General features: G+C 70.1%; 15 protein-coding genes. 7 read left to right on the top strand and 8 right to left on the bottom strand.

The features are described from left to right. The gene (locus tag ACOYR3_RS04910) at positions 1-960 is read right to left on the bottom strand and encodes an ABC transporter permease (RefSeq protein ID WP_422845362.1); all 960 of its coding nucleotides are present in this window, start codon (positions 958-960) and stop codon (positions 1-3) included. Positions 961-1,043: 83 nt separating this feature from the next. Next, the gene (locus ACOYR3_RS04905) at positions 1,044-2,039 is read right to left on the bottom strand and encodes a sugar ABC transporter substrate-binding protein (RefSeq protein WP_422846524.1); all 996 of its coding nucleotides are present in this window, start codon (positions 2,037-2,039) and stop codon (positions 1,044-1,046) included. A gap of 150 nt (positions 2,040-2,189) precedes the next feature. Between ACOYR3_RS04905 and ACOYR3_RS04900 the strand changes: the two genes are divergently transcribed. After that, the gene (locus ACOYR3_RS04900) at positions 2,190-3,308 is read left to right on the top strand and encodes a PfkB family carbohydrate kinase (RefSeq protein ID WP_422845361.1); all 1,119 of its coding nucleotides are present in this window, start codon (positions 2,190-2,192) and stop codon (positions 3,306-3,308) included. A 61-nt stretch (positions 3,309-3,369) separates the two neighbouring features. Here ACOYR3_RS04900 and ACOYR3_RS04895 read toward each other — a convergent pair whose 3' ends face one another. From ACOYR3_RS04895 to ACOYR3_RS04875, 5 genes are all read right to left on the bottom strand, one after another. Continuing rightward, the gene (locus tag ACOYR3_RS04895; protein ID WP_422845360.1) at positions 3,370-4,911 is read right to left on the bottom strand and encodes an NYN domain-containing protein; all 1,542 of its coding nucleotides are present in this window, start codon (positions 4,909-4,911) and stop codon (positions 3,370-3,372) included. Positions 4,912-4,989: 78 nt separating this feature from the next. Continuing rightward, positions 4,990-5,952 (bottom strand): Bug family tripartite tricarboxylate transporter substrate binding protein, encoded by a 963-nt coding sequence (locus ACOYR3_RS04890; RefSeq protein WP_422845359.1) that lies wholly within the window; start codon positions 5,950-5,952, stop codon positions 4,990-4,992. A 348-nt stretch (positions 5,953-6,300) separates the two neighbouring features. Further along, the gene (locus ACOYR3_RS04885; RefSeq protein WP_291484373.1) at positions 6,301-6,735 is read right to left on the bottom strand and encodes an Lrp/AsnC family transcriptional regulator; all 435 of its coding nucleotides are present in this window, start codon (positions 6,733-6,735) and stop codon (positions 6,301-6,303) included. 103 nt (positions 6,736-6,838) lie between these two features. Continuing rightward, positions 6,839-7,222 (bottom strand): hypothetical protein, encoded by a 384-nt coding sequence (locus tag ACOYR3_RS04880; protein WP_422845358.1) that lies wholly within the window; start codon positions 7,220-7,222, stop codon positions 6,839-6,841. Between the two features lie 161 nt (positions 7,223-7,383). Continuing rightward, the gene (locus ACOYR3_RS04875; protein ID WP_422845357.1) at positions 7,384-7,884 is read right to left on the bottom strand and encodes a hypothetical protein; all 501 of its coding nucleotides are present in this window, start codon (positions 7,882-7,884) and stop codon (positions 7,384-7,386) included. A gap of 272 nt (positions 7,885-8,156) precedes the next feature. On the opposite strand from ACOYR3_RS04875, the gene ACOYR3_RS04870 reads away from it, so the two are divergent. The 5 genes from ACOYR3_RS04870 to ACOYR3_RS04850 all read left to right on the top strand — a co-directional run bounded on the left by ACOYR3_RS04870 (position 8,157) and on the right by ACOYR3_RS04850 (position 14,211). Beyond that, positions 8,157-9,242: a hypothetical protein gene (locus ACOYR3_RS04870; protein WP_422845356.1), complete on the top strand. Its 1,086-nt coding sequence runs from the start codon at positions 8,157-8,159 to the stop codon at positions 9,240-9,242. Positions 9,243-9,403: 161 nt separating this feature from the next. Further along, positions 9,404-11,131 (top strand): Calx-beta domain-containing protein, encoded by a 1,728-nt coding sequence (locus ACOYR3_RS04865; RefSeq protein WP_422845355.1) that lies wholly within the window; start codon positions 9,404-9,406, stop codon positions 11,129-11,131. Positions 11,132-11,135: 4 nt separating this feature from the next. Further along, positions 11,136-12,221 carry a hypothetical protein gene (locus ACOYR3_RS04860; protein WP_422845354.1) on the top strand — a complete coding sequence of 362 codons (1,086 nt, stop codon included), beginning with the start codon at positions 11,136-11,138 and terminating at the stop codon, positions 12,219-12,221. 102 nt (positions 12,222-12,323) lie between these two features. Then, the gene (locus tag ACOYR3_RS04855; protein ID WP_422845353.1) at positions 12,324-13,748 is read left to right on the top strand and encodes an IPTL-CTERM sorting domain-containing protein; all 1,425 of its coding nucleotides are present in this window, start codon (positions 12,324-12,326) and stop codon (positions 13,746-13,748) included. A gap of 46 nt (positions 13,749-13,794) precedes the next feature. Further along, complete coding sequence (locus ACOYR3_RS04850; RefSeq protein ID WP_422845352.1) at positions 13,795-14,211, top strand: hypothetical protein; 417 nt, start codon at positions 13,795-13,797, stop codon at positions 14,209-14,211. A 30-nt stretch (positions 14,212-14,241) separates the two neighbouring features. On the opposite strand, the gene uvrA is transcribed toward ACOYR3_RS04850, so the two are convergent. Then, positions 14,242-20,118, bottom strand: coding sequence for an excinuclease ABC subunit UvrA (gene uvrA / locus ACOYR3_RS04845; protein WP_422845351.1), 5,877 nt, complete (start codon positions 20,116-20,118; stop codon positions 14,242-14,244). A gap of 211 nt (positions 20,119-20,329) precedes the next feature. On the opposite strand from uvrA, the gene ACOYR3_RS04840 reads away from it, so the two are divergent. Beyond that, a complete protein-coding gene (locus tag ACOYR3_RS04840; protein WP_422845350.1) occupies positions 20,330-21,448 on the top strand; it encodes an ABC transporter substrate-binding protein in 1,119 nt (372 codons plus the stop codon). Positions 21,449-21,533: the final 85 nt, after the last annotated feature.

Genomic DNA, 21,533 nt, shown 5'->3' with positions numbered 1-21,533 from the left:
TCAACGCACTCCTTTGCGCGAGAGTTGGTCGGTGGCCACGGCCAGGATCACGAGGATGCCGGTCACCAGGATCTGGTACACCGACGACACGCCCATCAGCGTGAGGCCGTTGCGGAACACGCCCACGATGAGCGCCCCCACCAGCGTGCCCAGCACCACGCCGCGCCCGCCAAACAGGCTGGTGCCGCCCAGCACCACGGCGCTGATGGCGTCCAGGTTCTCGGTCTGGCCTGCATTGGGGTCGCCCGCGCCGGTGCGCGCCACCGACAGCAGCGATGCGATACCGTAGAACAGGCCCGCCAGCACATACACGCCCAGCAGCACCTTGTCGGTGGCAATGCCGGTGAGGCGCGTGGCCTCGGGGCTGTTGCCCACGGCGTACACGTGGCGGCCGGGGGTGGTCTCGCGCAGCGCAAACCAGGTGACGAGGTACAGCGCCAGCATGAGCACGGCGCCCCAGACGATGGCCGTCTCGCCCACCTGGAAGGTGCTGCCCAAGAGCGTCATGCCGTCGGGAATGTCGGTGATGGTCTGCGCGCCCGAGTACAGCTGCGTGGCGGCAAACGCGATGTTGAGCGTGCCCAGCGTGACGATGAAGGGCGGCAGCTTGATCTTGGTGACCAGGAGGCCGTTGACCAGCCCGAACAGCATGGTCACCGCCATGCCGCAGGCAATGGCCACGGGGGCCGACAGGCCGTAGTCCGCCGCCATCTTGGTCATGACGATGCCGCCCAGCGCCATCACCATGCCGCACGACAGGTCGATGCCCGCGGTGAGGATGACCAGCGTCTGGCCGATGGCGATCACGGCCACGACCATGACCTGCTGCAGGATGAGCGCGAAGTTCTGCGCGGACAGAAAACGCTCGCTCTGCGTGGCAAAGAAGGCGCACGCCAGGATCAGCGCGATGAACGGCCCGAGCGTGGCCAGGGGCGGTAGTTTGGAAGCGGGGGAGGACATGGCGGCTCCGGGCGGATGGACGGGTCGGCGGCGCCCGGGCAGGCCCAGCGTGGGCTGCCCGGCGCCAGGTCAGGAGGAGCGGCTTACTTGGCGCCCCAGCACAGGTCCGTGCCCGTCTTCACGTCCTTGCTCTCCACGCCCGCCAGGGGCTTGCCGGCGATCAGGGTCACGCCGGTGTCGGTGTAGCCGCTGACCTTCTTGCCGGTCTTGGCGTAGTCCACGCCGGCCGCCACGCCCATGGCCGCCATGCGCAGCGGGTACTGCTGGCTGGTGGCCGCGATCACGCCACGCCCCACATCGGCCACGCCCGCGCAGCCGCCGTCCACCGAGACGATGAGCGCGTTCTTGTCCTTGCCCGCGGCCTTGAGGGCCTTGTACGCACCGGCCGCGGCCGGCTCGTTGATGGTGTAGACGAGGTTGATGTCGGGGTTCTTCTGCAGGCAGTTTTCCATGCCGGTCTGGCCCTTGGCGCGGTCGCCGAAGCTGTCGGCCATGCACACCACCTCGGCTGGACGCGAGAGCTCGTTGCTCTTGGCGTCGTTGGCCTGCAGCCCAAAGCCCTTGAGGAAGCCGTTGTGCCGCTGCGCGCCCACGGGGTGGCCGGGGTGCAGGTCCAGCATGGCAATCACGGGCTTCTTGCCGGCAAGCGCCGCCTTGGCGTACTGGCCGATCAGCTCGCCGGCCTTGTAGTTGTCGGTGGCAAACAGTGCGTCGGTGGCGTCGGACGGGTCGGTGGGGCTGTCCAGCGCAATCACCATCACGCCCTTGGCCTGGGCCTTCTTGATGGCCGGGACGATGGCCTTGGCGTCGCTGGGGGTGATGAGGATGGTCTTGGCGCCGGCGGCGATCAGGTTCTCCATGGCCGTGACCTGGCCGGCGTTGTCGCCGTCGGTCTTGCCGGCGGCGGACACCACCTTGGCGCCCAGCTTCTTGGCCTCGGCCGTGGCGCCCTCCTTCATCTTCACGAAGAACGGGTTGGTTTCGGTCTTGGTGATGAGGCCGATCACCGGCTCCGACGCCTGGGCCTGAGCCTGGGCCAGGCCGCAGGCCAGGGCGCCCGACAGGGCCAGGGCGGAAATCACGAAAGCAGGGGCACGAGAGGTCACGGTTGTCTCCTGGAATGGAACGGCGGGCCCCGGGGGCGAAGGCCCCGGGGTTTGCCACCCTTGCGGGGTGGATGGGAGCGAACTATAGTCCGCGGCATTTTAATAAATCAAGCGGATTTATTTATGGTTTTCCCTACCCAGCCCGATCCAGCCGCTAGCGCCGGCCAGCCTTTTCCCACCGCCCCGGTACCGGCGGACGGGCCGCCGCTGCCGAGCGACACGGTGCCCGCGGCCGCGGTGCGCGTGGCCACGGCAGGCGAGGCGCTGTTCGACCTGATCGAGGAAGCGGACGGGCGGCTGCGCCCCTGTGCCGGCGGCGCGGTCTACAACCTGACCCGCGCCCTGGGCCTGCAGGGCGTGGGCACCGCGTACCTGAACCCGCTGTCGTCCGACCTGCTGGGGCGGCGCCTGGCGGAGGGCCTGCGCGGCGCGGGCGTGCGGCTGGCCGACCCGGTGCCCGTGCGGGCGCCGAGCGCCCTGGCGCTGGCCACGCTGGACGCCGAGGCCAAGGCCAGCTACAGCTTCTACCGCGACGGCGTGGCCGACCGGCAGGTGGACGCGGCCCGCTTGAACGCGGCGTGCGCCGCCCTGCCCGGCCTGCAGGTAGTGGCCACCGGCTGCCTGGCGCTGGTGGCGCAGGACGCCGGGATTTACCAGCCCTGGCTGGCCGCGCAGCGCGCCGCGGGCCGCATGGTGGTGGTGGACGCGAACCTGCGCCTGTCGGCCGTGGACGACGCGCCGGCCTACCGCGCCAACGTGATGGCGGCGCTGCAGCAGGCCGACCTCATCAAGGTCAGCGACGACGATCTGGAAGCTCTGGCGATGCCGGGCGCCAGCGCGCTGGAGCGTGCCCGCACCCTGCTGCAGCACACGTCCGCCCAGTGGCTGGCCCTGACGCTGGGCCCCGGCGGCGCCTGGCTGCTGCAGCGCGACGGCGTGGCGCTGCACGCGCAGGAGGCCACGCCCCTGGCCGTGGTGGACACGGTGGGCGCGGGCGACTGCTTTCTGGCCGGGCTGGTCACCGCGCTGCTGGCGGGCCCCGGGCGCGGCGAGGACGCCCTGGCGCCCCGCCCCGGCGGACTGGCCACCCCGCTGGCGCAAGACCGGCTGCGCCGCGTGCTGCAGCATGCGCTGGCCAGCGCCAGCCACTGCGTGGAGCAAGCCGGCTGCACCCCGCCCCGCTACGAGGACGTGGCCCGGCGGCTGGCCTCGCGCCCCCTGGCGGCCGCGCCGCAAAGCTGAACGGCCCCACCCGCCCCACCCCGCCCTGCGCGGGCGCGGGACGGCGCCGTGGCGAGTCCCGTTACTCGGCGGCGGGCTTGCGGGCCCGGCTGCGGGAGCGTGCAGGCGCCTTGGCGGGCGCAGCGCCGTCGGCGTCCGGGCTGACGGCTGGCGCCGCGGGCGTGGAGCCCTCCACCTTCACGGCTTCCGCTGCATCTGCATCCGCTGGTGCCCGCCCGCCGCGCGCCCGGGGCGTGGCGGCCTTGCGGCTGGCGCCCCTCGGTGCGGCCGCACCGGCCGAAGCGCCTTCCGCCGCGCGTGCTCGGCCGCGGCGGGGGGCGGGCGCCTCAGCCGCCGGGTCACCCGCCACATCGCCAGCCGCCACGGTGGCGGCGTGCTCCGGGGCCGGGGCCTCGGGCTCGGCGGTGTTGCCCAGGTCCGGCTCCGGCGGCGTGGCGCTGACCGGCTCCACCAGCTCGGCCGGCTGGGCCTGGGGCGCGGCGGCCTGGCTGAAGTACCGGCTTGGCGTGCGCTCTGCGGGGGCATCGGCTCCATCCTGCTCTGGCGTCTCGCTGCGATGGGCCTGGCGCGGCTCCGGGCGGTCGGCGCGGTCGGCGCTGTCGCCGCCGCGGCGGCCGCGGTGGCGCCCGCCGGGGGCCGCGCCCTCGCCGGGCCCTTGGGGCAGGTCGGGGGCGGTTGCCACCGCATGGAAGTCGTGCCGCGTGGACGCGCCGGCCTGCCCGCCGCGATCGGGCGGTGCCTCGCCGCGCGCAGGCGCCGCAGCGCCGCCCGCCGGGCCGTGGCTGCGGTACACGTACGCGCCCGATTTTTCATCGCGTCCAAACTCCAGCAGCCCGCGCGCCTGCGCCTCTTCCAGCAGGTTGCCAAAGGTGCGGAAGCCATAGCGGCCCTCGCTGAAATCGGGCTTGCGGCGCTTGATGGCCTCCTTGAGCACCGACGCCCAGATCTTGCCGCTGTCGCCCCGCTCGGCCATGAGGGCGTCGAACGTTTCGGCCGCCAATTCCACGCCCTGGGTGCGGCGCGCGTCCTGGCTTTCCTTGCGGCTGCGCTCCTCTTCCGGGCTGCGGCGCTGCGCGGGAGCGGGGTTGCTGCCCGGGGCCTGCCGGCGGGCCTGGGCGCGCTGGTTCTCGCGCACCAGGTCGTCGTAGAAGATGAATTCGTCGCAATTGGCGATCAAGAGGTCGGACGTGGACTGCTTCACGCCCACGCCGATCACCTGCTTGGCGTTCTCGCGCAGCTTGGAGACCAGCGGCGAGAAGTCCGAATCGCCGCTGATGATGACGAAGGTGTTGACGTGCGACTTGGTGTAGCAGAGGTCCAGCGCGTCCACCACCAGCCGGATGTCGGCCGAGTTCTTGCCCGACTGGCGCACGTGGGGGATCTCGATCAGCTCGAAGTTCGCCTCGTGCATGGTGGCCTTGAAACCCTTGTAGCGTTCCCAGTCGCAATAGGCCTTCTTGACCACGATGGAGCCCTTGAGCAGCAGGCGCTCCAGCACGGGCTTGATGTCGAACTTTTCGTACTGCGCATCGCGCACGCCCAGGGCGACGTTTTCAAAGTCGCAGAACAGGGCCATGCTGATGCTGTCGGAGGGGGATGCCATAGTTTTTCGCGGTGTTCCGTTCAATGTCGGGACGGATCATCACACGGAACGGCTTCGGCCCCTCCAAAGCACCTGTTCTCAGGACGGCCGTGCCAGCCCGAGCTTCTCCACCAGCGCTTTCTCGCGCGTGAACGTGTCCTGCGCAAACTTCTTGTAGGCCGCAGTGCCCATGTACATCGGCACCATGTCGTAGCGCGCCAGTGCCGTCTTGTAGCTGTCCTGCTCCATCGCCTGCTTGAAGGCGTCGTGCAGGCGCTTGACCACTGCGTCGGGCGTGCCCTTGGGCGCGCCGATGCCGAACGGCGAGTTCTGCACCAGGTTCAGGCCCAGTTCCTTGAGGGTGGGCGCCTCGGGGAACTTGGCCAGGCGCTCGGCGCCCCATGTGTTGAGCACGCGGAGCTTGCCGGCCTCGACCTGCGGGGCAAAGCCGGTGGAGTCGGCCGCCGCCATGAGCTGCCCGCCCAGGATGGCCTGCATCAGGTCGGCGCTGCCCTTGTAGGGCACGTGCAGCAACTCGATGCCCAGCTGCTGCGCAATCAGCTCCATGGTCAGGTGCGGGCTGGTCATGGTGCCGGTGGAGCCGTAGCTGAGCTTGCCGGGGTTGGCCTTGGCCCAGGCCACGAAGTGCGTCCAGGTCTTGAGCGGGGAATCGGCCGGCACCACCACGCCGAAGGCATAGCCCGTGACGTTGAGCACGTAGCTGATGTCCTTGACCGGGTCCCAGTTGATCTTGGTGGTGTAGGGCAGGCGGAACACGCCCAGCGGGATCTGCGCGATGGTGTAGCCGTCGGCCGGGGCGCTTTGCAGCGCCTGCGCGGGCAGCGTGCCGCCGGCGCCGGGCTTGTTCTCCACGATGACCGGCTGGCCCAGCACCTTGCCGGCGTTGTCGGCGAGCGCCCGCATGGTGATGTCGGTGGGGCCACCGGCCGGGAAGGCGATGACCAGCTTGACGGGCTTGCTGGGAAAGCTCTGGGCCTGTGCCAGGAAGGCAGGCGCGGCGAGGCCGGCGGCTCCCCATTGAAGGATCTGGCGACGTTGCATGGCGGGGCTCCTCAAAACGAAAGGCAAACGATCCGTCCATTGGACTGCAGCCCCACGCCCCGGGGCATGCAGGAAACTCCCTACCCCCTGTCGCCAATGCAGCACAACCCCCTGAGTCGCTTCGCGCCCGGTGCCACCGCCACAGGCGGCGGCTCTTTGGGCACGTCCAAGCCTGCGCAGGCAGGCTTGGAGCCGCGGCCCTCAGCCCCTTCTCTCGAATGGCTGCGCCATTCGGAAAGGGGGACACCGCCAGCGCGGCGGGGCGGCCCTTGCGCGGCGGTCGCAACACTACGCCGCGCCAGTTTTCCGACCCGGGGACGCTGAACGCCCCCTCTCGCCAGAGGGACTTCACGCCTTGTACGTGGACAGCAGCAGGCTGGTTTCGGTGTTGGCGATGCCCGGGGTGAGGCGGATGCGGGTGAGGGCCGCGTCGAAGGCCTCCAGGCTTTCAGCGCGCACCTCGGCCACGATGTCCCAGCGGCCGTTGGTGGTGTGCAGCGTGCCCACGGTGGGCTCGCCGCGCAGGGCGCGGATCACCTCGGGCGCGGCGTTGCCCTCCACCGCAATGCTCATCCAGGCGCGGATGCGCTGGGGCTCCACGTCGGGCCGCAGGCGCAGGGTGTAGCCGACGATCACACCGCCCTCCTCCATCTTGCGCAGGCGGTTCTGCACCGTGCCGCGCGACACGCGCAGCTTGTGCGCCAGCGTGGCCACCGGCGTGCGTGCGTCGTCGCGCAGGATGCTGAGGATTTCGCGGTCGGTGTCGTCGAGCTTGGGCGTCATGGCGGCTTCGCAATCAGGTGGAGGGCGGCACCCCGGGTATCATACGCAAAATGGCCGCCAGCGCCCTGCTGTAAAGCGCAGGCAGCTATTCTTTATATAGCATTCACGGCGCACCATCATGGGGCGGCTGCACCGACTGCACGTCCAGCCGCGCATCGCAGCCCACGCCCGACGCGATCCAGCGCCTGGCCAGGGCGGACAGGGCCCGCACGGCCCAGGGGCGCGTCCAGCCGGTCACGTCCGCCGGGTCGGACACGGCGCCGCACCAGTAGCGCTGGTCGGGCTCGCTCCAGCGCAGCGCCGCGCACGCGCCGGTGCGCCGGCGCGACAGCAGCATGCCCAGGGGACAGGGCTGCGCCAGGCAGCACAGCCCGCAGCCGTTGCACGGCGCGCCCTCGGCCGGCTTGGGCGGCGCGCCGGCCGGGCGCCAGAAAACGGCCACGTGGTCCGGAGCGGTGGAAAGAGACGGCGGAGCGGGTGAAGGCATGGGCACGAAAGCGGGAAGGCCGCTGGCACGCATTGTGTGTCCAGGGGCGCGCGGGGGCGCCGCATGCCGCAAAAAAGCCCTCCACCAGCCAGGCCGGTGGAGGGCAGAACCGGCCGTTGCGGCCGGAGGAGGGAGTCAAGCAATGAAGAGAGGGGCGCGCGTCAGCAGCCCAGCGGCCGGTTCGGGCGCATGGGGACGATGCCGCTCACGCGCAAGGTGTTGTTGGAGCCGTCGGTGGCGGTGAGCGTCTTGTTGGTAAAACGCACCTGGTCGCTCTCGCGCACCACCGCGGTGTCGGCGGGCTCGCCGCTGGCGTATTCCTTGCCGTCGAACGTCAGGAACACCTGGTGCAGGCTGGTGGCGTCGGGGCGGTAGCGGATGTCGCCAAACGCGGTGGCGGGCGAGCCCACCTTGTTGGCACCGTCGAACTTGAAGGTGCACAGCTCGGGCGTGGAGCCGATGGGGTTCTTCTTGTCCACGTCCGTCAGGTTCAGCGCACCGTTGCCATACACGCCGTTGAGGCCTTCCAGGCTGGCGCCGGTCACGGTCAGCACGCCGGGCTCGTTGCTGGGCGAGGGGTCGTCATCGTTGCCGCCGCCGCAGGCGACCAGCAATACGGAAGTGGCGGCCAGCGCGGCGCAGGTCTTGAAAAGGGTTTTCATGGTGATGGACATCCGTTAAGTGGTAATCGGTGGCTCATCGTAGAAAGCCCTTTTTTGCGGCCGCGTGCGCCATGTTCCGCGCTGCGCGTAGGACATTGGCGGACAGTGGCGTGCGCCGCGATGCGGCCCATCTCTTGGGCTCCCGGCGCCCCTGCTGCGGGCCGACGCCGGGCGCTGGCGAAGCGTGCTGCATTTCACGCACCCGAAGAGCGCTGGTCCATCGCAGACACAGGCCTGGTATGTAATGGCTGGCCTCGCCGATCCACAGCGCCATGCCTGCATCCTCCCGCCCCCACGCCTCCCCACCCCGGCCCCCGGCCTTAGCACAGCAGCGGCTGTGGCAGGAGCTCGATCTGCTGTGCCGCCTGGGACTGGGGCTCGCGCCCATCGCGCCGGATATCTGTGCGGTGCTGCGCGCACTCGTCGGCGCAGACGCGGCAGCCGTGTTCTGGCTGGACGAGCACGGCTTGCCCGAAGGCTTTTTCCACGAGGACTCGCCCGCGTCTGCGCAGGACCTGTTCCTCAACGAATTCGAGCGCCTGTTCGTCGGCGAGGGCGAGACCAACGTGGTGGCACTCGCCAGGGCCAACGGCCCCGCCGTGGGCCGCCTCCTCGCGCCCGATGCGCAGTACTTTCGCTCCAACACCTACAACCTGCTCATCCGCGCCGGCGGCCACCACCACACGCTGGACCTGCGCGTGGAGGTGCAGGGCCGCACGCGCGCCGTGCTGCTGCTGTTTCGCGCCCGGGGCGAGGGGTTTGGCGCTGCGGACGCGGCCGTGCTGGAGCGCGCATCGGCCAGCCTGCAACGCGCCTTCGGCCCGGGCCCCGTCGCCGCGCACATGCTGCCTCCGCGGCCCGAAGGCGCCACCGGCCACATCGTGCTGGACGCCATCGGCCAGCGCCCGGTGCTGGCCGATGGCGCCGCGCTGGCGCTGCTGCAAGGCGCGCGCCTGCGCGGCCTGGGTGTGCTGGGGGCCAACGCGACGCTGCCCCCCGACCTGGCTCTTCGCCTGGGGGTACGTCCCGGTTGCGCCAGCCACCTCCCCGTGCCCCACGGCCTGCTGCTGGTACAGGCCCACGAGCTGCTGCCGCCTGCGGGCGGCACGGCGCAATGGCTGATCACGCTGCAGTTGCAGCGCCCGCGCCAGATCGACGTGGTGCGCCGCGTGCTGCAACTGCCGCTGTCGCCCCTGCAGCGCGAAATCGCCGCCCTGGCGGGCCTGGGCCATGCGCGTGCCCATGCCGGTCCCCTCACCGGCGTGGGCGATGCGGCCCTGAAAAAGCACATGCGCAGCATCCTGGAGGCGGCGGGCGCGAGCGATTGGAACGAACTGGGCATGCACCTGCGCGGCTGACATCGCGCCCCTGCAACAAAAGCCCCCAGCGCCCTTCCAGCGGGCGCGAATAGCTATCAACCCTATAGCATCAACAAGACCGTACCCCTGGGGGGAATGGCGCACACACCGCATTCTTTGAACAATCGCGCGGCTTCCACATGGCCCCCTGAAGACCGCACATGCCCTCTCGCTCCGACCTCTCGCTCCGCCCCCGCCTGGCCACCCTGCTGGCGCTGGCGGCCACCCTGACCGCTCCCGCCGCCATGGCAGCCCCCCTGACCTTTCCCGGCTGTGGCGCCACGCTGCAAGCCTGCGTGGACGCCGCCGCCAGCGGTGGCACCGTGGAGCTGGCCACCGACAGCTGGATCAACGAAACGGTCACCGTCACCAAGAGCCTTACCGTGCAAGCGGCGGCGGGCAGGCGCCCCGGCGTGCGCTCGCTCGTGGCCGTGGCCAGCGTGGCCGACGTGCGCGTGGAGTTCGCCGGCCTGTACGGCAACACGTCGCTGGCCGGCATCGTGGGGCCCGGCGGCGGCAGCCTGGACTTCACGGCCACACGCAACCAGCTGGAAACCAGCGCCAACGCCGCCATCGAAGCGCGCCACAGCACCCAGCCCGGTACCTATGGCGCGCTGGCCGCGCACATCACCGACAACACCATCATCCACCGCCGCAACGGCAGCTGGTGCGGCACTCCCATGAGGATCCTTGCGTCCAACGCCGGCCCCATCTCCGCCACCATCGCCCGCAATAGCATCGCAGCGGTGGACCTGGCGGAGTGCGCGCTGATCGAGCTGTACGCCACCACCGGCCCGTTCCAGGTGCTGGCCCAGCACAACACCCTTCGCGGCACTGGAGGCTTCAACAACGGCATCTCCCTGCGCAGCCAGGGCAGCGCGGTGACGGCGGCCCTTCTCAACAACGTCATCAGCGGCCAGAGGAATTTTGCAGGCGGCCCCGCCGCCATCACGCTGTACGCCGAGGCCGACAACGCCCACATTGATGCCCAGGTGCTGCACAACACCATCGTGGACAACGACGTCGGCCTGAACGCCAGCGCCCGCACGGACCTGGGCGCGCTCCTGACGGGCCGGCTGGCCAACAACATCTTCGCCCACCACAGCCGCCACGCCTTCTGGCTGGACGGCGAAGAAGTGCCCGGCTTCCTGGACAGCCACAACCTGGTCTTCGACGCGCCGCCGCTACCGTCCGCGGGCGGCCCGCGCCCCTACGGGCCGGGAACGCGCACCGGCGACCCCCAATTCGGCGATCCCGCGCCCGGCGATTTTTCCTTGCGGCCGGGCTCCGACGCCATCGACTACGGCAGCGACGCCCTGGCCGACGCCCGCGTCACGCAGGACCTCCTGGGCCAGCCGCGCCGGGTGCGCACCGTGGACATGGGGGCCTATGAATTCCAGGGCACGCCCCTGCCCCAGGTGCGCATCGCCCCGGCATCCACCATCGAGGGACCGGCAGGCGGTGCCCCGCAGCTGCGCTTCACCGTCACCCTCTCGGCCACGCCCACTGCGCCCGTCAGCCTGCAATGGCGCACCGCGGACGGCACCGCCAACGCGCCCGCCGACTACACCAGCGGCCTGGGCACGCTCACCTGGCCCGCGGGCGACAACAGCGCCCGCACCATCAGCATCAGCGTGCGAGGCGACGACGACGCCGAGTCCGGCGAGACCCTGCTCTTGCTCCTGGACAACGTCACCGGCGCCACCGCCGCCACGGCGCAGGCCCTCGGCACCATCGTCAGTGACGACGCAGCGCCCGGCCCCGTGGACGGCGGCGCGCACCCCGTCCCCGCGCTCGGCCCGGCAGCCCTGGCCGCCTGCGGTGCGCTGCTGGGGGCTTGCGGCGCAAGGTCCGCACGGCGCAGGCGCAAAGGCCGGCCACAGGCCTGACGCCATGCCGGTGCGCCAACGGCTTTGGCAAGAGCTGGACATGCTGTGCCGCCTGGGGCTTGGGCTGGCGCCCATCGCACCCGACGTCTGCGCACTGCTGCGCGCGCTTGTCGGCGCCGATGCGGCAGCGCTGTTCTGGATGGACGGCAATGGCCAGCCCGCGGGCTTTCACCATGAAGACTCGCCCGCCAGCGTCAGGAACCTGTTCCTCAACGAACCCCACCTCTTCACGGGCGCTGGAGAGACCAACATCCAGGCCCTTGCCCAGCCGGACGGTCCGCGCACAGGCCGACTGCTGTCGCCCGGGGCCCAGTACTTCCGCTCGAACAGCTACAACCTGCTGGTGCGCGCCAACGGCCACCACCACACCCTGGACCTGCGTGTGGAAGCGCTGGGCCGCACACGTGCGGTGGTGGGCCTGTTTCGCCCGCCGGGCCCCGGCTTCAGCGACGCGCAGGCCGCCCTGCTGGAACGCGCCGGTGCCAGCCTGGCGCGCGCCTTCCTGCCCGGGGCGGCCGCACCGGGCAGGAAGGCGGCCCAGGCCACCGGCCATGTGCTGCTGGACGCGGACGGCCTGCGCCCCGCACTGGCCGACGCCACGGCACTGCAGCTACTGCAGGACGCCCACCTGCCGGGCCTGGGCCTGTACGGGGCATCCACCGCCGATCTGCCCGCAGACCTGCTGCACCGCCTGCGCCTTGAGGCGGACGGGCAGCGGCACATTCCCGTGCCCGACGGCATGCTGCACGTCCAGGCACATCCGCTGCACCCGGTGGCGGGCGGGGCACCGCAGTGGCTGGTCACGCTGCACCTGCAGCACCTCCCGCAAATCGACGTGGTCCGCCGCGTGCAACAGCTGCCGCTGACGCCGCTGCAGCGCGAGATCGCCGTCACGGCCGGCCTGGGCCACGCACGCACGGACTGCGCCGCCCTCACCGGCATTGGCAATGCCCTTCTCAAAAAGCAGCTGCGCACCATCCTGGCAGTGGCCGGCGCGAGCGACTGGGAGGAACTGGCTGCCCACCTGCAAGGGAGGGACACGGCTCATTCGGCCCACAGCGCCCATCCATCAAGCGCAAGCAGCTATTAAATCAATAGCAATCAAGCGCTCCCCATAACCCTTGGGGGAATGGCGCAGCCTGGGTCAAGACCCAAAAATCCAGGCACCTTGCAACCGGAAGAACTCCCGACGATGAAACGATGGATGCTGGCCGCGCCCGCGGCCTTGGCACTGGCCCTTGGATCTGGCGCCCGTGCGGATGTGACGTACTACTTCTCCTCACCGCTCTACCAAACCGTCACCAGCTACACCCCGCCCTGCAGCACGGGCACCTGCACCAACCTGCCCACCGGGGCGGGCATCAACGGCTGGTTCCGCACGGCCTCGCCGCTGCCCCCCAACCACCTTCTGAGCGACGACATCACTCCGCTGGTCACGGGCTGGTCGTTCAGCAACGGCGCGATCGGGATCTCGGGCCAGCCCGCGCGTCCCGACATCCGGGTCCACGGCTTCAAGGCCGCCACCGACGCGCAGGGCAACATCGTCCAGTCGGTCATCACGGTCAGCCGCTGGGTGGACGGTGCCGCCGGCCCACACGCCACCGACGCCCTGGTGGACACCATCAGCGCCAACACCCATGGCAGCGGAAGCACCCTGCTCAACGCCCTGTGCAAGGGAACGGCCACCGTCGGCGGCGTGGGCGATACCTGCATCCTGTTCGCCCCCCATGCCAACATCACCTCGCAAGCCGCCTACCCTGCCGGCGGCACCTGGACGCTGGACGCGCCGCGTCCGGCCTTCCGTGCCGCAGCCGTCAGCGCCACCGAAGGCTTCGCGGGCACCCGGGTGCTGGTGTTCACCGTCACGCCCGACAAACCCTCGGCCACCATGCCCATGAGCCTGGACTGGCGCACCGTGGCCGGCACGGCCAGCGCCGGCAGCGACTACACGGCGGCCAGCGGCACGCTGACCTGGCCCCCCGGCAACCGGGACCCGCAGCACATCGAAATCACCCTCCACGGCGACACCGCGCCCGAGGCGGACGAGAGTTTCACCGTCGAGCTGTCTCACTTCGTCGGCATGGCGCCCGGCGCAACCACCCAGGCCACCGGCACCATCCTCAACGACGATGCGCCTGGGCCTGGGCCCGCGCCCCCACCCACCGTCACCCTCGGCAACGCCACCCTCGCAGAAGGCCACGCGGGCACGTCGCTGATGACATTCACCGCCACCCTCTCATCCACCCCCACCGCCGCCGTCACCCTGCAGTGGAGCACCGCCAACGGCACGGCCACCGCCGGCAGCGACTACACCGCAGCGACGGGCACGCTGCAATGGGACGCGGGGGACGACGTGGCCAAAACGTTCACGGTCGCCATCCACGGCGACACCACGGCCGAGGCGGACGAAGCCTTCACCGTGGCGCTGTCCCACCTGGCCGGCGCCACCGCAGGCGCCTCCACCACGGGCACGGGCACCATCGCCAACGACGACGGCACACCGCCGCCCGCCCCCGGCGGCGTGCAGCCCGTGCCCACCTTGTCGGGATGGGCGGTGATCGCCCTGTCTGCGGCCCTCGCCCTTGCCGCGGCGCTGCTGCGCAGGCGACCGGCCTGACGGCCGGTTGCCCACACCCCAACCGCCTTTCTCTGGAGAACTGCAAATGCTTCGTCCTTTCCTCTGCGCCTTGGTCCTGGGGGCCGCAAGCGCAAGCCTCTGGGCAGCCCCGCCCACCCCGGCGGAACGGTTCAGGCTCACGCCGGCGCTGCTGGACCGCATGGAAGCCGTGCAGGCGGCATCACAGGCCATCGCGCACGACAGCGAAGACCAGGATGTGGATGCGCAATCCGAGGAGGAGCTTGCGCGCGCGCTGGAGGCCGACCCGCGCATCCGGTCGCTGCTGGCCCAGCACAAGATCACCAGCACCGACTATGCGTCTGCGGTGTTCGCCGCCATCCACGCAGGCACCTTTCTGGCCATGGAATCTGCCGCGCGCAAGAAGGACCTGGCCGCCGCCCTGGCGTCCTTCACGCCGGAGCAGCGCGCCAACATCGAGGTGCTGCGCAGCCGCAAGAAGTAGCCCCGGCGCACCGGGGGCAGGCGGCGCGGGTCAGCTCCGCGCCAGCACCGGCGCCAGCGCCCGGCCCGTGTGCGTGCCTGCCGCCACCACCTGCTCGGGCGTGGCGGCGGCCACGATGCGGCCCCCGCCGCTGCCGCCCTCGGGGCCCAGGTCGATGATCCAGTCGGCCTCGGCGATCACATCCAGGTCGTGCTCGATCACGACCACGCTGTGGCCGCCGTCCACCAGGCGGTGCAGCACGCGGATGAGCTTGTCCACATCGGCCATGTGCAGGCCCACGGTGGGTTCGTCCAGCACGTACAGCGTGTGCGGCGCCTTCTGGCCGCGGCGGCCCACCTCGTCGCGCACCTTGGTGAGCTCGGTCACCAGCTTGATGCGCTGCGCCTCTCCACCGGACAGCGTGGGCGAGGGCTGGCCCAGCGTGAGGTAGCCCAGGCCCACGTCCTTCAAGAGCTGCAGCGGGTGCGCGATGCTCGGCATGGTGGCGAAGAAGTCCACGGCCTCGTCCACCTCCATCTGCAGCACATCACCAATGCTCTTGCCGCGCCAGGTCACGGCCAGCGTTTCGGGGTTGAAACGGGCGCCGTGGCAGGTTTCGCAGGGCACCTTCACGTCGGGCAGGAAGCTCATCTCGATGGTGCGCACGCCCGCGCCTTCGCAGCTGGGGCAGCGGCCTTCGCCGGTGTTGAAAGAAAAGCGCCCGGCCGCATAGCCGCGTGCCTTGGCCTCCAGCGTCTCCGCAAACAGCTTGCGGATGGTGTCCCAGAAGCCGATGTAGGTGGCGGGGCAACTGCGCGGCGTCTTGCCGATGGGCGTCTGGTCCACTTCCAGCACGCGGTCGATGCTCTCGAAGCCCGACAAGCCCGTGCAGCCGACCAGCGGTGGCGCCTTGCCGGCGTCCATCGCATCGCGCCCGGCCTTGGTGCTGCGTTGCTGCACCCAGGCCTGCACGTTGGCCAGCAGCACATCGCGCGCCAGGGTGGACTTGCCCGAGCCGCTCACGCCCGTCACCGCCACCAGGCGGTGCAGCGGCACGGTGGCCGTCACGTTCTGCAGGTTGTGCAGCTGCGCGCCGTGCACCGTCAGCCAGCGCATGGCAGCACGTTCCTTGGCTTCGGCGAGGGCATCGGCGGCCAGCGCGGCGGCCTGGGCGGCACGTTTCTTCACGGCCGCGCTCTGGCGGCCGGTGGGTGCGGACGCCTCGGCCTGGGCGAAGGCGGCCTGGGCCTCGGCGCTCACCTCGCCGGCCACCATGCTGCGGCGCAGCTGCAGCGGGTGCTTCATCGCGTGCAGCAGGTAGCGGCCGGTTTGCGAATCTTCTGCGGCCGTGAGGTCGCTCACCGAACCCTGCGCCACCAGGCGCCCGCCGCGTTTGCCGGCGCTGGGGCCGATGTCGATGATGTGGTCGGCGCGGCGGATGGTATCTTCGTCATGCTCCACCACCACCAGCGTGTTGCCCTTGTCGCCGAGCTTGTGCAGGGCGTTGAGCAGAATCTGGTTGTCGCGCGCGTGCAGGCCGATGGTGGGCTCGTCCAGCACGTAGCACACGCCCTGCAGGTTGCTGCCCAGCTGGGCAGCCAGGCGAATGCGCTGGGCCTCGCCGCCCGAGAGCGTCGGCGCGCCCCGGTCCAGCGTGAGGTAGCCCAGGCCCACTTCTTCGAGGAATTCGAGGCGGCTCTGGATCTCGGGCACCAGGTCGCGGGCGATGTCGGCCTCGCGCTGGGTCATGCCGCCTTCGGTGCGCAGGGTTTCCACCCAGCGGCGCACGTCCAGCACGGACAGCGCAGCGATGTCGGTAATGCCCACGCCCGCAAACTTCACGGCGCGGGCCGTGGCGTTCAGGCGCGTGCCGCTGCAGGTGGGGCAGGCCGTGTCGGCCAGGTCTTCCACCTCGGGCTCGGCAAAGGTCTGTTCGCGGCCTTTTTCGTTGGCGTCCTGCACCGAGTCGTCAAACACCTTGCGCTGGTCCCGGGTGAGCTTGACGCCCGTGCCCACGCAGTCGGGGCACCAGCCGTGCTTGCTGTTGTAGCTGAACAGGCGCGGGTCCAGCTCGGCATAGCTGGTGGCGCACACGGGGCAGGCGCGCTTGGTGGAAAACGCCTGCAGCGTGCCGATGCCCGCCGTGGGCTGGCCGCCCTCCATCGCCTCACGCAAACCATCGATACCGCTGAGCACATGCACCACGCCCTTGCCGTGCGTGAGCGCGTCGGCCAGCGCCGTGCGCAGCTGCGCCTCGTTCTCGGGCGACACGTCCAGGCTGGCCACGGGCAGCTCGACGGTGTGCTCCTTGAAGCGGTCGATGCGCGGGAAGCCCGTGGTCGGCAGGAAGTTGCCGTCCACGCGCAGGTGCGTGTAGCCGCGCGGGCGGGCCCAGTCGGCCAGTTCGGTGTACACGCCCTTGCGGTTCATCACCAGCGGCGCCAGCAAGCCGATGTGCTGGCCGCGGAACTGCGTGAGCAGCTGGGCGGCAATGCTCTCGGGCGTCTGCGGCTGCACGGCCGCGCCGTCCTTCACGCAGTGCTGCGTGCCGAGCTTGACGTACAAGAGGCGCAAAAAGTGCCACACCTCGGTGGTCGTGCCCACGGTGGACTTGCGCCCGCCGCGCGACAGGCGCTGCTCGATGGCCACGGTCGGCGGAATGCCGTACACCGCGTCCACCTCGGGCCGGCCGGCCGGCTGCACGATGGAGCGGGCGTAGGCGTTGAGCGATTCCAGGTAGCGGCGCTGGCCTTCGTTGAACAAAATGTCGAACGCCAGCGTGGACTTGCCCGAGCCGCTCACGCCCGTGACCACGTTGAACTTGCCGCGCGGAATGTCCACGCTCAGGTTCTTGAGGTTGTGCTCCTTGGCGTTGACGATTTCAATGGCATTTTTGGCCTCTAGCGCCCGTCCTTCTTGCGCAAGCAGCTCCTCTTTTCGCAGCAGAGCAGCCTTTTCGTGCACCGAATGGCCGCCCGCGCCCAGCGCCAGCTCGTAGTCGCGCAGGGCCTGGCCGGTGTGCGAGGTGGCGTGCTGGCGCACGTCCTCGGGCGTGCCCTCGGCCACGACCAGGCCGCCGCCGTCGCCGCCCTCGGGCCCCAGGTCGATGAGCCAGTCGCTGGCGCGGATCACATCCAGGTTGTGCTCGATGACGATCAGCGAATGCCCGGCGTCGATGAGCTTGCGCAGCGCCCGCATGAGCTTGGCGATGTCGTCGAAGTGCAGGCCCGTGGTGGGCTCGTCGAACAGGAACAGCGTGCCCTTGCGCGCCACGGCCTGGCGCGATTTGGTGGCGCTCTTCGCCGCCTCGGCCAGGAAGCCTGCCAGCTTCAGGCGCTGCGCCTCGCCGCCCGACAGCGTGGGCACGGGCTGGCCCAGCGCCACGTATTCCAGGCCCACGTCCACGATGGGCTGCAGCGCGCGGATCACGTCGCGGTCGTTCGCGAACACGGCAGCCGCCTCGGCCACGGTAAGCGCCAGCACGTCGGCCACGTTCAGCGCCCGTCCGCCGCGCTCGATGGTGATCTCCAGGATCTCGGGCCGGTAGCGCTTGCCGTCGCAGTCGGGGCAGCGCAGGTACACGTCACTCAGGAACTGCATCTCCACGTGCTCGAAGCCCGAGCCCCCGCAGGTCGGGCAGCGCCCGTCGCCGCTGTTGAAGCTGAACTTGGCCGCGGTGTAGCTGCGCTGTTTGGACAGCGGCGCCACGGCGAAGAGCTCGCGGATGCTGTCCCACGCGCCCACGTAGCTCACGGGGTTGGACCGGGCCGTCTTGCCGATGGGCGACTGGTCCACGAACACCACGTCCGACAAGTGGTCGGCGCCCAGCATGCGGTCGTGCGCGCCCGGCGCGTCCGTGGCCTTGCCGAAGTGGCGCAGCAGCGCCGGGGCCAGCACGTCCTGGATCAGGCTGGACTTGCCCGAGCCGCTGACGCCCGTCACCGTGACCAGGCGCTGCAGCGGAAACTCCACCGTCACGTCCTTCAGGTTGTGCTCGCGCGCGCCCTCCAGGATCAGCCGCGGCGTGGATTCGGTCACCATGCGCTTGAAGCCGAAGCCCACGTGCTTGCGCCCGCCCAGGTAGGCGCCGGTGAGCGTGTCGGCGCGCCGCAGGTCGGCCGTGGTGCCGTCAAACACGATCTGTCCGCCCTGGCGGCCGGGGCCGGGGCCCATGTCGATCATGCGGTCGGCCGCCAGCATCACGGCCGGGTCGTGCTCCACCACCACCAGGGTGTTGCCCGCATCGCGCAGGCGCAGCATGGCCTCGGTGATGCGGTGCATGTCGCGCGGGTGCAGGCCGATGCTGGGCTCGTCCAGCACGAACAAGGTGTTGACCAGCGACGTGCCCAGGGCGGTGGTGAGGTTGATGCGCTGGACCTCGCCGCCGCTGAGCGTGCGGCTTTGCCGGTCCAGCGTGAGGTAGCCGATGCCCACGTCGCACAGGTACTTCAGGCGCGAGGTGATCTCCTCGTGCAGCAGCTTCAGCGCTTGCGCGTCGCCGCCTTTGGCGTCATCTCCCACCGGCAGCTGCATGCGCGCAAAGAACTGGCGCAGGCGGCCGATGGGCAGCAGCATCAGGTCGTGCAGGCACAGGCCCGGCAGGGCCTCCAGTTGCTCCCGCGACCATTGCACGCCTTCGGGCAGGAAGCGCTTGCCGGGCTCCAGCACGGCATCGGCGTCTTCCTTGCGGCCGATGCGCCAGAGCAGGCTCTCCGTCTTGAGCCGCGCGCCCCCGCAGGTGGGGCACGGCGTGTAGCTGCGGTACTTGGACAGCAGCACGCGGATGTGCATCTTGTAGGCCTTGCTCTCCAGGTATTCGAAGAACCGGCGGATGCCGTACCACTGCTTGTTCCAGTTGCCTTCCTTGTAGCCGGGCGTGCCGTCGATCACCCACTTCTTCTGCTCGTCCGTGAGCTTGTACCAGGGCGTGTCGCGCGGAATGCCGGCCGCCTCGGCGTGGCGCATGAGGTCGTCCTGCGCCTCCCTCCAGGCGGGGGTCTGGATGGTCTTGATCGCACCCGCCCGCAGGGTGAGCTTGTCGTTGGGGATGACCAGGCCGTAGTCCACGCCGATCACGCGGCCAAAGCCCCGGCAGCTCTCGCAGGCGCCCACGGCGGAGTTGAACGAGAACATCGAGGGGATGGGGTCGCTGTAGCGCAGGTCGCTGTCGGGGCAATGCAGGCCGGTCGAAAACCTCCACAGCACGGGCTCGCCGTCATCCACCAGCCGATACACATTCAGCCGCCCTGTTCCGCGCTTGAGTGCCACCTCGATCGCCTCGATCACCCGCGCCTTCTCGGCGTTGCCCAGCCGGAAACGGTCCGCCACCACGTCCAGCACTTTGCGTGGTCCGGTCGGCGTGGCCACCTCGCGCTCGGCCTGCACCTTGGTGAAGCCGCTGGCGGACAGCCATTGCTCCACCTGCTCGGCCGACGTGCCGCCCGGCAGCTCGACCGGGAAGGTCAGCACCACGCGAGGGTCGCCGGCTTCACTGCTGCGCCGCTGCAGCTCGGCATAAATCGTCTCAGGGGTGTCGTGCCGCACCGGCTGCGCTGTCTGCTGGTCGAACAGCTGGCCCGCACGGGCGAACAGCAGCTTCAAATGGTCGTTCAGCTCCGTCATCGTGCCCACGGTGGAGCGGCTGGAGCGCACGGGGTTGGTCTGGTCGATGGCAATGGCCGGGGGCACGCCCTCCACCTTGTCCACGGCAGGCTTGTCCATGCGGTCGAGGAACTGGCGCGCGTAGGCGCTGAACGTCTCCACGTAGCGCCGCTGGCCCTCGGCGTACAGGGTGTCGAACACCAGGCTGGACTTGCCCGAGCCGCTGGGGCCCGTGACCACGGTCAGCTCGCCGGTGCGGATGTCCAGATCAAGGTTGCGAAGGTTGTGCTGGCGTGCACCACGGATGCGGATGGTTCCCTGGGTCATGGGTGGCTTTGCGGAGCGTTGGAGGGGTGAGGCCGAACATTCTAGGAACGCCCTGCTGACAGCCGCTGTCAGCAGGGGTTTGACCCCACGGCGTACTGCGGCACCTTGTCCGGTTGCGGACACGACCGGATTGATGCAGCGCAAGCCGCGTGATAGCGTCGCGGGCTTTCCAGTCGCTAGACTGGGGGAATCCACCACGAGGAGATTTCACATGAAGAAGAAAAAGGCATGGTCCGCCCTCTGCGCGGGCCTCATCCTGGCATGGGGCATGGGGTCGGCCCAGGCCCAGCTGCTCATCGGGCAGACGGCCGGGTTCTCGGGCCAGGTGGCCTCCGGGGTGCAGGAAACCTCGGACGGCGCCAAGCTCTACATTGACATGGTCAATGCCCGGGGCGGCGTCAACGGCCAGAAGATCGAGGTGATCTCGCTGGACGACAAGTTCGACCCCAAGACCGCGGCCGAGAACGCCCGCCAGCTCATCGAGGAAAAGAACGTGCTGGCCATGTTCCTCACCCGGGGCACGCCCCACACCGAGGGCATCATCCCGCTGCTGGACAAGCACGGCGTGGCGCTGGTGGCGCCCTCCACCGGGGCCATGGTCTTGCACCAGCCGGTGCGCAAGAACATTTTCAACGTGCGCGCCACCTACCAGCGCGAAGCCGAAAAGGCCATGACCCACCTGGCGTCCATGGGCATCACCCGCGTGGCCGTGTTCTATTCGGACGACAGCTTTGGCGCCGACGGCGTGCAGGGGGCGCAAAAGGGCCTTGCCGCCGCCAAGCTGCAGCCCGTGGTGCTGGAGAAATTCGACCGTGCCAAGCCCGACTTCGCCCCCCTGGCTGGCAAGGCCGCCAAGGCGGATGCCCAGGCCGTGCTGATGATCGCCTCGGGCACCTCGGTGGTGGAAGGCGTGAACGCCCTGCGGGCCGCGGGCTCCGCTGCCCAGATCGTGACGCTGTCGAACAACGCCTCCAGCGGCTTCATCAAGAGCCTGGGGGCGAACGCGCGCGGCGTGATCGTGACCCAGGTGTTCCCCAATGAGCGGGGCGCCAACTACCCCATGGTGAAGGAGGCCCAGGAGCTCGCCAAGGCCAAGGGCACCGAGGTGAGCCCCGCCATGCTGGAAGGCTTTGCAGCGGCCAAGGTGCTGGTCGAAGGACTCAAGCGCGCCGGCCCCAAGCCCGACCGCGCCAAGATCCACGCGGCGCTGGAGAGCATCCGCAAGTTCGACATCGGCGGCCTGGAGGTGTCGTTCACGCCCGAGGACCACACGGGCCTCGACTTTGCCGACCTGTCCATCATCGGCACGGACGGGCGGTTCCGGCGCTGAGCACGGGCCTGCCCCAGCGGGGGACCTGAAGAGTCCTCCCAAAAAGAAAGCCCAGGGCATCCCCCTGGGCTTTCTTTTTGCAGGC

It is taken from the genome of Acidovorax sp. M2(2025) (assembly GCF_049330835.1).
In the GTDB taxonomy this organism is placed as follows: Bacteria; Pseudomonadota; Gammaproteobacteria; order Burkholderiales; family Burkholderiaceae_C; genus Acidovorax.
This window is presented reverse-complemented; position numbering and strand designations above follow the sequence as displayed.